Genomic DNA, 14,236 nt, shown 5'->3' on the forward strand with positions numbered 1-14,236 from the left:
CTTCACTCCGGTCCGGCTCGCGCGGTCTGCATCGCGGCGGTGTTGTGCTCGCGCCCGACGCGGCCCTCGTGGTCCAGCAGGAGAACGCCGGTCCGACCCCCGGTTTCGGCCTCGAACTCGGCGATGGCCTCGTCGGCGGCCTGTTGCGGACTGAAGGTGTCGAGCAGTTCGACCGCCCGCCGGGCCAGCCCGAAGCGGGCGATGGCCTCGCCCTCCCCGGTCGCGCTGGCGCCGCCCCTGTCGTCGGCGAAGAAGCCGGCACCGAGCTGTGGCACGTCGCCGACGCGGCCCGCGAGCGCGAACCAGCGGCCCGCGGTCGAGGTGGCCGCCGCCAGCCGGTCGCCGTCGGTCGCGACCGCGCCGACGGTGTCGGTGCCGCCGAAGTGGTCGCGGACCCAGTCGAGGTGGTCGTCGCTGCCGAGCGGGGGCGGGTCCGCCGCGTCGTAACGCGTTCGCGTCGCCTCGGTCAGCAGCTCGCCCTCGGTATCGATATCGTGGGCGGCCGCCAGCTCGACGGCCGGGTCGCCGGCGACGAGCAGGTGTGGCGTCGCCGTGGCGACGACGTGGGCTACGTCGACGGCGTGGACCACACCGGTCAGCCCCGCCGCGGCACCGGTGTTCCCCCGGTCGGTCATCACGCCGGCCTCTGGTCGGACGACGCCGTCGCTCTGGACCGCGCCGCCGACGCCGGCGTTGAACGCGGGGTCGCGTTCCAGCGGTCGGACGGCTTCGCACGCGGCGTCGAGCGGTGTATCGGCGTCGCTTGCGGTTCGGGCGGCCGCTGCGAGCGACCGCTGGCGGTCCGCGGGCTCTTCTGGCGTACTCCCGGCACCGCCGTGGACAGCGACGAACATACGCACAGTTTGGCTGTCGACGGGAAAATAGATACCCCGCCAGCGGGAGGGCAGGTCGATGGGCGACGCGGTGTGGTAGTACTGCTGCCCCTTCGTGTGGCCCCCGTTACCATATCGACGGCAAAGCGGCAGCCATTTAGGGACAACTATCATGGGCCGCGATATGGGCTACGACTACGACAAAGTGGATGTCCCGGACGAGGGACAGCAGATCGAAGTTACCGACGACAACGAGCTCGACGTTCCCGAGAACCCGATTATCCCCATCATCCACGGGGACGGCATCGGGACGGACGTCGGCCCGGCCGCCCAGAAGGTCCTCGAAGCGGCCGCCGACGCCACCGGTCGCGATATCTCCTGGATGCGCGTCTACGCCGGCTCCAGCGCCCGAGAGATGTACGACGAGAACCTGCCCGACGACACCGTCGAGGCCATCAAGGAGTTCAACGTCGCCATCAAGGGCCCGCTGACGACGCCCGTCGGCGCCGGCTTCCGCTCGCTGAACGTCGCGCTGCGGAAGACGCTCGACCTGTACGCGAACGTCCGACCGACCTACCACCTCGACGGCGTCCCGTCCCCGGTCAAGGACCCCAGCGCCATGGACATGGTCACCTTCCGGGAGAACACCGAGGACGTCTACGCCGGCATCGAGTGGGAGGCCGGCACCGACGAGGTCGAAGAGGTCAAGGCCTTCGTCGAGGAGGACATGGGCTACGATTCGACCATCCACGACGGCCCGGTCGGCATCGGTATCAAACCCATCACCGAGTACGGCACCAAGCGCCTCGTCCGCGAGGCCATCGACTACGCCATCGAGGAGGAGCGCGACTCGGTCACGCTCGTCCACAAGGGCAACATCATGAAGTTCACCGAGGGCGCCTTCCGCGACTGGGGCTACGAGGTCGCCGAAGAGGAGTACGGCGAGGACGTCATCACGGAGGACCAGCTGTGGGAGGAGTACGACGGCGAGGCCCCCGAGGGCACGCTGGTCGTCAACGACCGCATCGCCGACAACATGCTCCAGCAGCTCCTCACTCGCACGGGCGAGTACGACGTCATCGCGACGATGAACCTGAACGGGGACTACATGTCCGACGCCGCCGGCGCACAGATCGGCGGGCTCGGCATCGCCCCCGGCGCGAACTTCGGCGAGGCCCGCTGTCTGGCCGAACCGGTCCACGGCTCGGCCCCGAAATACGCCGGCGAGAACAAGGTCAACCCGACCGCGATGATCCTCTCCGGCCGCCTCATGCTCGAATACATGGGCTGGAAGGACGCCGGCCAGCTCGTTCGCGACGCCGTCGAGGAGACCATCTCCAGCGGGCAGGTCACCTACGACCTCGAACGACAGATCGAGGGCGGCGAGAAGCTCTCGACCTCCGAGTTCGCCGAGGCCGTGGTCGAGAACATCGAAGAGCTCGCGTAAGCGGCCCCGAACACCGCCGTTTTTTGCCGTGTCGAAACCGGCCAGCCCCGTCTTCAGCCCGTCTCGGTCGCGTTCGAGGCGGCCGCCCACGCCGGCCGCACGGGGTCGCTCTCGCCGACGCGCCGGACGCTCACCCGCAGTCGCACGTCGACTGACTGGTCGATGTCGGGGTAGGCGGCCCGCGCGGTGACCGTGACCGTCCGGACGATATCCCCGCGTATCACGGCGTTCAGTCCGGCGTCACGGCCGATTCCCAACCGTGCCGGCAGCGGGACACCGCGAGCGCCGTCCTGGCGGCCGCTGACGACCGTCTGTCCACCGGTCCGCTCGGCGGTGCGGTCGAACCCGCCCAGCAGGTTCCCGAGGAAACCCGACAGCGAGACGTCGTCGAAGCCCGAGCGGCTGCGGCTGGTCACCGTCTCGCTGCCGTTCTCGGCAGTCCGGGTGAACTCGTAGCTGTCGTTCTGCCAGAGCGAGCGGTTCGAGACGGCTTGCGGATAGGGACCACGCGCCCGACGCTCGTAGCTGTAGGTGCCGTCGGCCCCGACGACGAACTCGTCTGTGAGCCGGGCAGTGGACCCGTTTTCGTAGGTGACGGTCAGAGCCACCGTCGTCGTGTACGACCGGTTCGACAGCGCCGCTCGGTGGGCCGCAGCGACCCGCTCGGCGTCGACGGACACCGCACCGGACGCGGTCGGGACCGGGGCGGGCGTCACCGTCTCGGGGACGGCGCTGGGACCCTGACAGCCCGCCAGCACGAGGACGGCGAGCACGACCACCGTACGGCCACGATTCATACGCACCAATCCGACCGGTCGGGCAAATCGTTTGTGCCGATGCGGGAGTCCGCTGGACCGGTGTGGCCGTCCCACGGGGCTGTGGCGTCGGAAGCGCTTTGTGAACGGAACGGTTCCGTGGGCACATGGCTTCGCTCCCGGTCGAGATTCTCCTCGGTATCTATCTGGGACTGCTGGTGGGCGTCATCCCGGCGCTCGCCTCGTGGGCCCTCGGATTTGCGTTCAAGTACTTCACCGGGGTGACCCTCCCCGGCTTCGGTGTCGCCGTGCTGGCCATCGCGCTGGCCGGCGTCAGCGGCGGCCTGCTGGCGCTCGCGGACCGCTCTATCACGACGGCACCGAACGCGGAGCGGGTCATCACGGCCATCATCCTCGTCGGGATGGTGTCGCTGTACGCCCACAGCAAGGGCGACCAGATGGGCGCGACGTTCCCGAAACGGCTCTCCCTGCAGGGGCTTCGGGACAAGCGCCTGTCGGCGGACGTGGTAGAACTGGTCGGCGGGCGCGACGAGGTCCGCATCCGCGTGGTCGGCGACGTGGCCGACATGGAGGGGTACCCGCCGCTGCCCGAGTCGCTCCGGGCCGAGATTCGGGGCGGCGAGTGGACCTTCCCCGTGGACCTCCGCATCGGCGAACTCGAAGCGCGCATGGAGGAGCGCCTGAAGACCGAGTTCGACCTCGGGGACGTGGCAGTCAGCATCGACGAGCAGGGGCGGGCGACCGTCGTCGCCGCCCCGCCCTTCTCCGGGCTCTCGAAGCGGGTGGGCGACGGCCGCCACGCCGTCTCCGTCGAGGCGCTGCTCCCGACTGGGCTCGCGCGCAACGACGAGGTGACGGTGCTGACCCCGGACGCCGAAGTGCGGGCGACCGTGGTCAGCGCCACCACCAAGCGCACCGAGAAACCCGTCGAGACCCCGGAGGAGCCCACAGTGGTCGACGCCGACGCCCCGCCGGCACCGGTCCGGGCGCCGACGACCGACGGCGGCGAGGGGCGGCTGACCGTCGCTGCCAACCGCGCCGACGTACAGGCGCTGCTCCGGAGCGAGAGCGCGAAGGTCGTCGTCGAACCGCGGGGCACCCGCCGGGAGTACGAACTCATCTCGCTGTTGCGCCGGGCTGGGAACCGCTTCCGGAAGCTGAGCATCGCCGGCGAGGGCGCGCTCGACGGGGTCTCGCTCCGCGAGGCCCGCGTCCGGGACACCTACGGCGTGGCGGTGCTCGCCGTCCGCAAACAGGGCGGCTGGCGCCTCGCCCCGCAGGGCGACACCGAACTCGCCGCTGGCGAAGCGGTGTACGCGGTCGGGACCACGGACGCGCTCGACGCGTTCGCGGAGGCGGTGGCATGACCGTCGCGACGCTGTCGGCGACACCCCTCCAGGGGCTCGCACTGCAGGGCGGGTCGACCGCGACCACGCCGCTCCAGGTGGCGGCACAGGTCCTGGTAATCGGTATCGGCGCCGCGACGGCCGCCGGCCTCGTGGCGCTTGGCTACCGCTGGTACGTCCGCGAGCGCGTCCCGACGGGTCTCGGGGTGCTGTTCGGTCTCTCCGTCGTCGCCGTCAGCCTCATCCCGACCGGCGCACTCGGGCAGGTGATACTCGGCGACGACGCCGTCCTCGGCTCCCAGTACGTCCTGCGGAACCTCGCCGCCTTCGCGCTGGGCGCGCTCGGCTCCTCGGTGGGCATCCGGGTCGGCGACGCCGTCGGAACGGACCTCTTTGCCGCCACCGGCGGCCGCACTGTCAACGCGGACGTGAGCGACATCGTCCAGACCGTGGGCCGGGTGACGTCGGTGCGCCTGCCGTCTGATATCGACGACATCGTCGGCTACGACCCGATGCCCGACAAGACGAAGGAGGGGCTCGCCGGCAAGCGGTTCCTCTTCCCGCGTCGCCTGACCAAGACCGAGCTCCGCGAGCGGCTCGTCACCCGGCTCAAGACGGACTACGGCGTCGGCCACGTCGACGTCGAACTCGACGACGACGGCGACGTGACGTACATCGGCGTGGGCTCGCGGGCGGCCGGTATCGGCCCGACGCTCCCGCCGGCGACCAACGCCGTGGCCGTCCGCGCCGACCCGGCCAACGCCACGAGCGCCGGCGACCTCGTCCAGGTGTGGGACACCGACCCGTTCGAGCGGGTGGTGACCGGGGAGCTCCGCGGCGTCGCCGACGACGTGGTGACCGTGGCCATCGACGCCGCGGACACGCCGCGACTCGACCCGAGCGAGGAGTACAAACTGGTCACGCTCCCGGTGCAGGACCGGCCTGACCGGGAGTTCGCCTCCCTGCTCCGGGCCGCCGACGAGACGATGGGAACAGTGACCGTCCCCGCCGGGAGCGAACTCGTCGGGACCCCCGTCGGCGAGCTGGGTGTCACCGTCGCGGCCATCACGCGGCCCGACGGCCCGCCGGAACCGATTCCCTCCCGCGACCGACCGCTGGCGGCCGGCGACGTTGTCTACGCTATCGCCACGCCCGAGGCGCTCCGGCGCGTCGAGGCGGCCGCCGGCCGGCAGCGCGAGGTCACCGACGAGACGACCGACGGGGGCGAGCCCTCGGACGGCGACCTCGTGGCCGAGGGCGGGTCCGACGCCGACGCGGGGGCGAGCGACGAGGAGACGCCGGCGACCGGCAGCGAGGGCGCTGCCGGGGATTCCGACGCTGCCGAGGACACCCGGAGCTGACGCCGGGACCGTCGGTGCCGTGTCACAACGCTCAATAGTGGCGCTCTCCGGGTTCGGGTATGGAGTGGAAGCTGTTCGCACACCTCCGGGACATCGCCGGCGACGAGACGGTCGGCGTCGACGTCGAGGCGGGCGCGACGGTCGAACAGGCGCTCGCGGCGCTGGTCGAGGCGCGTCCGGAGCTACACGACGAGCTGTTCGAGGACGGGGAGCTGGCCGACCACATCCGGCTGCTGGTCGACGGGGAGGACGCCTTCGCCGCGCGCGAGGGGTTGGAAACGGCAGTGAGGGGCGACACCGAACTCGCGCTCTTCCCGCCGGTCAGCGGCGGCTGAGAGGGAACATAGAGCGAGTGTGGGCGCGAGCCGCCCCACCGGAGGCCGCCCACAGCGCGACCGCGCCGACAGCGAGGACGCCCGAGATAAGCAGCCGTATCGACGGGCCGGAGCCGACGAGCGTTCCCCCAGCCCCGGTCGGGGCGAACGCGACTGAGTCGGCTGCCACCGCCCGCAGACCGGTCACAGTCACCATCACGGTGACCGGCAGCCGAGTCGACTGAACGGGCGATTCTCGCCGCCGGAGAACGGCGTCGCTAGTATATGTTCCACTGCCGAATAGCAGTCAGTGAATGCCACAGAACAGTCACACGCCACGTTCACAGCCGCTCTGGGCGACGGTCCCAGAGAGCGACCGCGGGTCTGTGCGCCTCCTCGGCGCGGTAGTCGGAATCGGCGTCCTCCAGCTGCTGTTCTACTTCGGAGCCGTGTTACACCCGTGGACGAAAGCGACGATCAGCAGACCAGTGTACGCCGCGACGGGCGGGTTCGTCCATCCGGAGCTCGTGATGAATCTCGCCTGGCTCGGGCTCGTCTTGTTCGTCCTCCGCAGTGAGTCACTAACCGCCCGGGACGTCGGACTGAGGCGAGCGGTCGTCGGTCCGGCGCTCTGGAGCGTGGTGCTCGTCTGGCTCGGGGCACAGATGCTGCTCGTGACAGCCACCGTCGTGACGACGGGACGAGTCCCGGGGTTCGCGGTCACACCACTGTTTTCCGACGGTGTGGTCGTCTTCGTCGGACTGCTCGTCAGAGAGCTCTTTGGGAACTCCCTCTACGAAGAGGTTCTGTACCGGGGCTTGCTCACAGAGCAGGTCCGACTCCACCTCGGTTCGCTGTCCGGGGTCGGGCCGTCGAGCGCGCTCGCGCTCGCACTCGCGGGCTCTCAGGCACTGTTCGCGTTCGTGCACGTCCCTGCCCGGTTGTATCAGGGCGCGACCGTCCCGCAGACGGCGCTGAGCGTCGCCGCGCTGTTCGTCGTTGGGCTGCTGTTTGCCGTCGTCTACTACCGGACTGGGAACCTCTTGCTCGCTGTCGGCGTTCACACGCTCAGCAATTTCCCGGTGTTCGTTTTCGGGGCCACAGCGCAGTGGGCCGTCTGGCTCGCGACGCTCGGACTCTTACTCGTCTGGCCGCGGCTGTCGCTGAGTCAGACGGCCGCTCGGCCCGCGACCGTACAGCCGGGCGACTAACTGGCTAAGCTAGGTCAGGTCCGCCGAGAGGACGAAATCGGGCCAGTCGGCAAGCTCCGCCCGGACCGCCGCCGCCTCCGCGACGTGGCGCGGGGTCTCGGGAATCAGCACCCGAGTTCCGTCGACGTCCAGCGCGGCCGCGTCGGCCCGGATCGCGTCGAACAGCGCCGCGGCCGTGTTGCGGTCCTCCCACGCGCCGACGGCGTACTCGGCGAGTCGGTCGCCGTCGGGGCCATCTCGCTCGCCGGTTCGACAGGCCATCCCACTCGTCCCGCCTCCGTTGACCGCGAAGACGGTCTCGTCGTCGGCCAGCCGGTGGAGTCGCTCGCGGGTCAGCTCGGAGAGGGCCCACGGCTGGTCGGGGTCCAGTGCCAGCCCGGAGAGGTGCGTCCGAGCCCCGCTCGCGGTCCAGTAACTCCAGGCCGCGGCGGGGTCGTTCTCGACGGGCGTGTCGGGGTCGGCCCCCGCGTCCGGGGCCGGATGGGCGAACCGGAACGCCGTGTCGGGCTCGAACCCCGCGGCGACCGACTGCCCGAGCCCGGCGTCGTTCCACGAGAACACCATGTTCCGCCCGACGGTCGCACCCCGGTCGCGGACCCACTCGAAACAGTGCTCGACCATGGCGAGTCCGAGCCCCTCGCCCCGATAGTCGGGGGCGACGCGCATCCCCTGGAACCACGCCTCGTGGCCGGTGAGGCGGAGCGCCTGACAGAGCCCCGCGGCCGTCCCGTCGACCTCGGCGACGACGGTGCGCTGGTCCGGCCCGTCGCTCTCGACCCAGTCGGTGAACACGTCGGGGATGTAATCCACGGTGTCCGGGCGGTCGCGCCAGACCTGTTCGGCGAACGCCACGACGTCGTCGCGGTCCTCGGCGCGGGCCTGCCGGACGGTCGGTGTCATACCGTCAGTTGGCGACGAGCGGCAAAAAACACAGCGTGCACACCGTGGGTCGGGGCCGGGCGACGGGCGCTCTCCGTGCGCTCGCGCTCGAATCGGTGTGGAATTCACCCCGCAGCGCCGAACCGGGAGCAGCCTCGGCCGCCTCAGAGCCACGGCGTCGACCGCTGCTGGATCTCGCCCGCTAGCGGCTCGGCCATCGTGTCCGCCGCGTCCTCGCTGTTCGCCAGTGCCCACATCAGTTTGACTTTGGCCGTCCCGGGGAGCATGTCCTCGCCCTCGATGACGCCGGCGTCGAGCAGGTCCCGCCCGGTGTCGTAGACGCGGTCACAGACACGGCCTTCGAGACACTGACTGGTCATCACGACCGGGATATCCAGGTCATCGATGACCGAGATCCAGTCGGTGTTGACGTGGCCCAGCCCGGTCCCCTCGATGACGAGCCCGTCGGCCCCCTCGGCGGCGGCTTCGAGCACGTCGGTGGTCATGCCCGGCGTGAACTTGACGAGCTCGACGTCGGTCGCGAGGTCCTCGTGCAGGGCGAGTTCGCGCTCGCCCCGTGGCACGTGTTCGCGGCGGAAACTGACGGCGTTGTCCCCGTCGGTGTCGTAGTCGACGACCCCCAGCGGCTTCGCGCCGACGGTCTCGAAGGCGTCCCGTCGGGAGGTGTGGTTCTTGCGGACGCGGGTGCCCCGGTGGAGCGCACAGCGGTCGTCGGACTCGTTTTCGTGCATACAGACCAGCACCTCCGCGCAGTCGCTCGTGGCGGCCTCGACGGCCGAGACCGCGTTCATCACGTTGTCCGAGGACGGCCGGTCGGCCGAGCGCTGGCTCCCCGTGAAGACGATGGGGACCGGCGTGTCGAGCATGAAGGCCATCGCCGAGGCGGAGAACTGCATCGTGTCGGTGCCGTGCATGACGACGACGCCGTCCGCGCCGGCCTCGATTTCGTCGTGGATGGCTCGGGCGAGGTCCTGCCACACCGCCGGTGTCATGTTCTCCGAGAGGATGTTGGCGACGACGCGGCCGCGGTAGTTGGCCATGCCCGCCAGGTCCGGCACCGCCCGGAGCACGTCCTCGGCGTCGAACTGGGCCGTGACCGCGCCGGTCCGGTAGTCCACGGTCGAGGCGATGGTCCCGCCGGTGGAGATGAGCGACACCGTCGGGAGGTCGTCGTCGAACTCGATTTCCGAACTGGACGCCTCGTCCTGTGCGCTCTCGACGTCGTAGACGTCCGATTCGAGCACGTCGACGCTCGCCGCGTCGCGGTCGATACCGACGTTGTAACCGCCGTCGAGTTTCACCACGAGGTGGTCGGGCGTACTGGAGGGGAGCAAGACGCCCTCGTAGCGCTGGTCCGCGCGGTCGACGCGAACCCGGTCGCCTGCGTTCATAGGGGGACGTTCCGGCCGGCGTGACTTGAACCCATTTGTTCGTCGGCCGACCGCCGTCGGCTGACGCCCCCCACAAAGGCCATACGTCCGGCGGTCGGAGTGCGAGTATGTCCGACCGAACGGTGGAGCGAACCCGCGACGCGGACGCCGAGGGGTCGACGGACACCGACACGGCGGCGTCGACAGCCGCCAGCGCGGACCTGCTGAGCGATTCGGGGAGCGAAACGGCCGAGGAATCGACGGGTAGTTACTTCTCGGTTCGGGCGCTGCTCGTCGCGTTCGGCGCCATCGGCATCGGAATGACGCTCGGTAGCCTCATCCCGATAGTTCCGTTCACCGCGTTCGCCGGTATCCCCGTGGGCTCGTTTCTCCACGGGTTGCTCGACAGCGAACGCCGCTACGCCGAGACGGCGGTCGCCGGCGGCCTGCTGTCGGGACTCGCCGTCGTGACCTCGCTGCTGCCGATGCTGCTCGCCGGGCTGGACGGGACGCGCCTGTTCGTCATCGCCGCGGCCGCCGGGATGGTCCTGGCCGTCCTGGGCCACTACTTCGGCCGGGACCTCAGAGACGGGCTGACCCGAGACCTCTAGCGGAGTTCCCAGCCGTCCTCGGTCCGCTCGACGACGTCTTCCTCGGCGAGTCGTCCCAGCGCGTCGTCGACGAGCTCCGGCGGGGCCTCGACCTCGCGGGCGAGCGAACGCACCGACGACGGCCCGTGAGTGAGCGCGCTCACCAGTTCGGCGTACAGCCGTCCCTCGCCGTTCTCGACAGCGCCGTCGAACCGGTCGCGAACGTCCGTCACCCGGCCCTGGACCCACCGCTGGGCCATCGACAGCTCGTTTTCCAGCTGTTCGAGCCGGGCGAGCTGGGCGGCGAGGTCGCGGAGGTCGCCGCCGTCCTCGTCGTCGACCTCGATGGACAGGTGTCGGCACGAGGACATGTCGAGGCCGGTACTCGCCGGGTAGGCGCTCTTGGTTCCGAACTCGTAGGGCGAGACCCGGACCTCCAGCCGGAGGTTCCGCGAGATGGAGAAGTACTTCCGGCGCTGGTCGTCCGTTCGCGAGTCGACGAGCCCGGCCTCCTCCAGTTTCTTCAGATGGTCGATAACGGCTTTCGGGCTGACGCCGAGATACTCGCTGATCTCTGTGACGTAGCAGGGTTTGTGTGCGAGCAGGCGTAGAATCCGCCGGCGGTTAGCGTTTCCAAGCAGGTCGAGTAACTCGGCGGAGTCCATTCACCTGACGTAACGGGTCATAGTAAAAAAGGGTGACTCTCGAATGGCCGTCAGTTTCCGCTCCGGCCCGGGGCCTCGTCGGCCCGGTCCCCGCCGGCACCGTCGCTGCCCGAGCCACTGCCTTTCGTGTCGTCGCTGCTCGACCCACTGCCCTTGGTGTCGTCGCCGCCCGACCCACTGCCCTTGGTGTCGTCGCCGCCCGACTCACTGCCCTTGGTGTCGGGGCCGTTCGACCGGTCGGCAGCGCCGCCCTCGCTCCCGTCGGTCGCACCGCCAGCGCTGTCCGGTTGACCGGCAGCGGACGTCTCGTTCGTGGCGGTATCGCCGCCGCCCGACGACCCGGGTGCTTCGCTGCGGTCCGTGGACTGGCCGGGCCCGTCCGTCCGGTTCGCCGCCTCGCCGCGCTCCTCGCTCCGGTTCGCCGTCTCGCCGCGCTCCTCGCTCCGGTTCGCCGTCTCGCCGCGCTCCTCGCTCCGGTTCGCCGGTGGGCCGCGAGCGTCGTCGGGCGGGCCACGCTCACCGGCCTCGTCAGGTGGACCGCGAGCGTCGTCGGGCGGACCACGTTCACCGGCCTCGTCTGGTGGCCCCCGGTCAGCCGGCGGACCGCCGCCCAGCCCACGGGCGATGGCCGCGACTTCCGGTCCGTCGAGTTCGCTCGCGTTCTCGCGGAGCCGCTCCAGCCGGCTGTCGTTCACACCGGCCCGGGCGGCCGCCTCGTCGGTGTCGTTCACCGCCGCTCGCAGGCCGTCGATACGGGCGCTGAGCCGGCTCTGTCTGGCGATGTAGGCCGGCTGTGGGAGCGAGCCGTTCTCGTACTCCGCCCGGAGGCTCTCGTTCTGGCGCTGGAGTCGGTCGAGACGCCGTTCGAGCGTTCCGGCCCGGTCACGGACGAGATTGGTCCGCTCACCGGCGTCCGACTGGTCGAACCCCGCCCGCCACATCCCGTTCTCGACGGAGTCGTTGGCCGCGGCCGAACTGGACTGGGTGAACGCAGTCAGCTGCGCTCCCATGCCGGCGGTTCCCCCGCTCCCGTTGGTCGTGTTCCGAGTCGCCGTCGCGGTCTCCTGGGCCATGATAGTCGGCGAGACCAGCAGCGCGACGGCGACACACACCACGAACACTGCGTGCCGGTTGGTCATCTATCTGTGCTTGGACCACCGACTAATAAAAACTGGACCGTTCGTTCGCGCCGTTCATCTCCGGACGAGACCCCCCGAGCTAGTCCAAGAGCGTTTATCGACGACTCTCGTCCAGCCGCGGCATGACTCTAGCGGCCACCGCCACCGAGAGCACCGAGAGCGCCACGGTGGCGACGACCAGGGTCGGCCCGGGGTCGTAGCGCAGCGGCGGGTAGTAGCCAAAGCCGTAGTCCAGTAGGTCGTTGCCCAGGGCGAGCACCAGCGCCGTCGCCAGCGCACCGCGAGTCGTCCGTCCGTAGTGGGGGACGAGGAACCCCTCGGCGACGAAGCCCACGTGCGTGATGACGATGCCGAAGTAGGCCCACGCCGCGGGGAAGTAGACGTCGAAGCCCAGGTTCAGCGCGACGACCGTCCAGACGCCCATCTTCACGAGCCACACCAGCGCGATGGTGTGGAGATAGGCCAGCGGGCGGTTCACCGGCACCTCGTCGAGTGACTTCCCGAGGAAGGGCCACAGCGTCACCAGCGACAGAGTCATCAGGAAGAGCGCGGTCGGCGAATCGGCGTACAGCGGCCAGAGGAACGTCGACACGTCCGGCATCGTCTCGACGTAGTAGCGGACGCCGACGAGGACGGCGACGGCGTTGACGACGACCAGCCACACCAGACTCGGCGTGTTCTCCAGATAGTACCGCGCGTACTTCCGTGGTAGCGGCCCCCGCGTGTCCATACACGTCGTCCAGTACGACGGTGTGAAACGCTATCGGTACGAGTCGGCGACGGGACCGTGACCGACGTGAGGGCGCTCACCGACGGCCGGAATCTGCGTCGCACGCGAGACAGCACCGCAACCACGCCGAGCCGACAGAAACCGCGTTCGCTAGAATAGCCCGCCGACAAGAGAATTTCGCCGAAGGCTTTTATATAAGCATGCGCATCGTTCACGTGCACCGATGTTCGAACAGTTCTCACGCGGCTACTACCTGGGGCGCCTCTACGTCGAGCCCCGCGACGGTGGGGCCGCGATGTGTCGGGACCAACACGAGCGAGTCAACCAACAGCTGTACGGCGACGAGGGGGTTACACGGACCGACCTACCGCTGGTGATGAAGCTCGGCCGTCGCCATTTCCCCGTCCACGGGGACGACGAGGTACCGGCGGACACGCTCGCAGTCCCGGAGGCAGTGCTGGCGGCTGCGGACGTCCGGAACCCGCCGAGCCTCAAGGAGGTGTTCCTCGCGAAGGCCGACCACGCGGCACAGCTCCTGTCGGTCGCGGACACGGCGGAGCCACTGCCCGACAGCGCGGTCTGACCGGCAGCCACTTTTAAGCCCGTCGCCGTAGCCAGTAGCGTTCATGCTGGACCGGTTGCTGGGGCGCGCGTCGCTGAAGGAGCGCGTCGCCGAGCTCGAAGAGGAGAAGCGCCACCTCGAACGGCAGCTAGACGCCGAGGAGGAGCGCCGCGCCGAGGCCGCCACCGAACGCCAGCGGGCCGAGGAGCGGGGCAACCGCCTCGAAGACCGAGTCGCCGAACTGGAGGACCGCGTCGAGCGCCAGGGGAGCGCCGACAGCGCCGGCACCGACCGCGACGCCGAGCGCCTCCACGGGAGCCGCGTCGGGGAGATACTCGACCGGCTCGAATCCTTCGAGACGGGCCGAGAAGGCGTGTTCACCGCCTACGTCCCCGGCGAGCACGACGTGCCGGCGGCGGTCCGCGAGGCCTTTGGCGACCGCACCGAAGCGGTCGCCGGAGCCGCGCCGTGTCTGGCAGTCACCGACGACGCGGGGCTGTTGTCGGCCTGTCTCTCGGTCCCCGTCCCGCCCGAACCGTTCGCCGGCTGGGACGACCACGTGCAGTTCGAGCGCGGGTGGTTCGAGCCGACGGGCCCCCACACCGTCGCGCTCGTCCGCTCGGACCTCTTCGCGCTGGGGGAGTACGACGGCCGCGAGCGGACGGCGTTCCACGGCTTCGACTCCGAGCTCAAGAGCCAGCACTCGAAGGGCGGGTTCTCCCAGTCCCGATTCGAGCGCCTGCGCGACCAGCAGATAGCCAGCCACGTCGAGCGCTGTCGGGCCGCCATCGACGAGGTCGACCCCGAAACCCTGTACGTCGTCGGCGAGGGGTCCGTCATCCACGAGCTCGAAGAGCGGGCCGCGGTAACCAGGACCGTCGACGCGACCGGCGACCCGGAAGACGGGCTCGCTGACGCGGTACGGTCGCTGTGGACGGTCCGGCTCGTGGTCCCGTAATCCGGCGCCGACCCTAGCTTTAGGCGGCGGCCCC

Annotated in this window: 16 protein-coding genes; 8 read left to right on the forward strand and 8 right to left on the reverse strand. The window is 70.0% G+C overall.

Features of this window, described 5'->3' with window-relative positions; translation table 11 throughout:
* Positions 1-2: 2 nt before the first annotated feature.
* Positions 3-854 carry an isoaspartyl peptidase/L-asparaginase gene (locus tag NDI56_RS09710; RefSeq protein WP_310919279.1) on the reverse strand — a complete coding sequence of 284 codons (852 nt, stop codon included), beginning with the start codon at positions 852-854 and terminating at the stop codon, positions 3-5.
* Between the two features lie 163 nt (positions 855-1,017).
* Between NDI56_RS09710 and icd the strand changes: the two genes are divergently transcribed.
* On the forward strand, positions 1,018-2,280 hold the full coding sequence (gene icd, locus NDI56_RS09715) for an isocitrate dehydrogenase (NADP(+)) (RefSeq protein WP_310919280.1): 1,263 nt from the start codon (positions 1,018-1,020) through the stop codon (positions 2,278-2,280).
* 53 nt (positions 2,281-2,333) lie between these two features.
* Here icd and NDI56_RS09720 read toward each other — a convergent pair whose 3' ends face one another.
* Complete coding sequence (locus tag NDI56_RS09720; protein WP_310919281.1) at positions 2,334-3,077, reverse strand: hypothetical protein; 744 nt, start codon at positions 3,075-3,077, stop codon at positions 2,334-2,336.
* 125 nt (positions 3,078-3,202) lie between these two features.
* Here NDI56_RS09720 and NDI56_RS09725 point away from each other — a divergent pair, with 125 nt between their 5' ends.
* Genes NDI56_RS09725 through NDI56_RS09735 form a run of 3 tightly spaced genes read left to right on the forward strand, consistent with a single transcriptional unit; the run spans position 3,203 to position 6,098 of the window.
* Entirely contained in the window at positions 3,203-4,423 is a 1,221-nt protein-coding gene (locus NDI56_RS09725) for a potassium channel family protein (protein WP_310919282.1), read from the forward strand.
* Positions 4,420-5,763 (forward strand): TrkA C-terminal domain-containing protein, encoded by a 1,344-nt coding sequence (locus tag NDI56_RS09730; RefSeq protein ID WP_417935957.1) that lies wholly within the window; start codon positions 4,420-4,422, stop codon positions 5,761-5,763. The genes NDI56_RS09725 and NDI56_RS09730 overlap by 4 nt, the downstream gene beginning before the upstream one ends.
* Before the next feature lie 59 nt (positions 5,764-5,822).
* On the forward strand, positions 5,823-6,098 hold the full coding sequence (locus NDI56_RS09735; RefSeq protein WP_310919283.1) for a ubiquitin-like small modifier protein 1: 276 nt from the start codon (positions 5,823-5,825) through the stop codon (positions 6,096-6,098).
* On the opposite strand, the gene NDI56_RS09740 is transcribed toward NDI56_RS09735, so the two are convergent.
* On the reverse strand, positions 6,085-6,267 hold the full coding sequence (locus NDI56_RS09740; protein ID WP_310919284.1) for a hypothetical protein: 183 nt from the start codon (positions 6,265-6,267) through the stop codon (positions 6,085-6,087). The genes NDI56_RS09735 and NDI56_RS09740 overlap by 14 nt on opposite strands.
* Before the next feature lie 124 nt (positions 6,268-6,391).
* On the opposite strand from NDI56_RS09740, the gene NDI56_RS09745 reads away from it, so the two are divergent.
* On the forward strand, positions 6,392-7,288 hold the full coding sequence (locus NDI56_RS09745; RefSeq protein WP_310919285.1) for a CPBP family intramembrane glutamic endopeptidase: 897 nt from the start codon (positions 6,392-6,394) through the stop codon (positions 7,286-7,288).
* A 9-nt stretch (positions 7,289-7,297) separates the two neighbouring features.
* On the opposite strand, the gene NDI56_RS09750 is transcribed toward NDI56_RS09745, so the two are convergent.
* Both NDI56_RS09750 and gatD read right to left on the reverse strand, forming a co-directional pair.
* The gene (locus NDI56_RS09750; protein ID WP_310919286.1) at positions 7,298-8,188 is read right to left on the reverse strand and encodes a GNAT family N-acetyltransferase; all 891 of its coding nucleotides are present in this window, start codon (positions 8,186-8,188) and stop codon (positions 7,298-7,300) included.
* A 143-nt stretch (positions 8,189-8,331) separates the two neighbouring features.
* Positions 8,332-9,579 carry a Glu-tRNA(Gln) amidotransferase subunit GatD gene (gene gatD, locus NDI56_RS09755; RefSeq protein ID WP_310919288.1) on the reverse strand — a complete coding sequence of 416 codons (1,248 nt, stop codon included), beginning with the start codon at positions 9,577-9,579 and terminating at the stop codon, positions 8,332-8,334.
* A gap of 107 nt (positions 9,580-9,686) precedes the next feature.
* Here gatD and NDI56_RS09760 point away from each other — a divergent pair, with 107 nt between their 5' ends.
* Positions 9,687-10,169, forward strand: a complete 483-nt coding sequence (locus tag NDI56_RS09760) for a hypothetical protein (protein ID WP_310919289.1) — start codon at positions 9,687-9,689, stop codon at positions 10,167-10,169.
* Here NDI56_RS09760 and NDI56_RS09765 read toward each other — a convergent pair.
* The 3 genes from NDI56_RS09765 to NDI56_RS09775 all read right to left on the reverse strand — a co-directional run bounded on the left by NDI56_RS09765 (position 10,166) and on the right by NDI56_RS09775 (position 12,682).
* Positions 10,166-10,813: an ArsR/SmtB family transcription factor gene (locus tag NDI56_RS09765; protein ID WP_310919291.1), complete on the reverse strand. Its 648-nt coding sequence runs from the start codon at positions 10,811-10,813 to the stop codon at positions 10,166-10,168. The genes NDI56_RS09760 and NDI56_RS09765 overlap by 4 nt on opposite strands.
* A 50-nt stretch (positions 10,814-10,863) precedes the next feature.
* On the reverse strand, positions 10,864-11,952 hold the full coding sequence (locus tag NDI56_RS09770) for a hypothetical protein (protein ID WP_310919292.1): 1,089 nt from the start codon (positions 11,950-11,952) through the stop codon (positions 10,864-10,866).
* Positions 11,953-12,046: 94 nt separating this feature from the next.
* On the reverse strand, positions 12,047-12,682 hold the full coding sequence (locus NDI56_RS09775) for a DUF1405 domain-containing protein (RefSeq protein ID WP_310919293.1): 636 nt from the start codon (positions 12,680-12,682) through the stop codon (positions 12,047-12,049).
* Between the two features lie 223 nt (positions 12,683-12,905).
* On the opposite strand from NDI56_RS09775, the gene NDI56_RS09780 reads away from it, so the two are divergent.
* The gene (locus NDI56_RS09780; RefSeq protein WP_310919294.1) at positions 12,906-13,265 is read left to right on the forward strand and encodes a DUF5802 family protein; all 360 of its coding nucleotides are present in this window, start codon (positions 12,906-12,908) and stop codon (positions 13,263-13,265) included.
* 43 nt (positions 13,266-13,308) lie between these two features.
* Positions 13,309-14,202, forward strand: coding sequence for a Vms1/Ankzf1 family peptidyl-tRNA hydrolase (locus NDI56_RS09785; RefSeq protein WP_310919295.1), 894 nt, complete (start codon positions 13,309-13,311; stop codon positions 14,200-14,202).
* Positions 14,203-14,236: the final 34 nt, after the last annotated feature.

Source organism: Halomicroarcula saliterrae (assembly GCF_031624395.1).
GTDB lineage: Archaea > Halobacteriota > Halobacteria > Halobacteriales > Haloarculaceae > Haloarcula > Haloarcula saliterrae.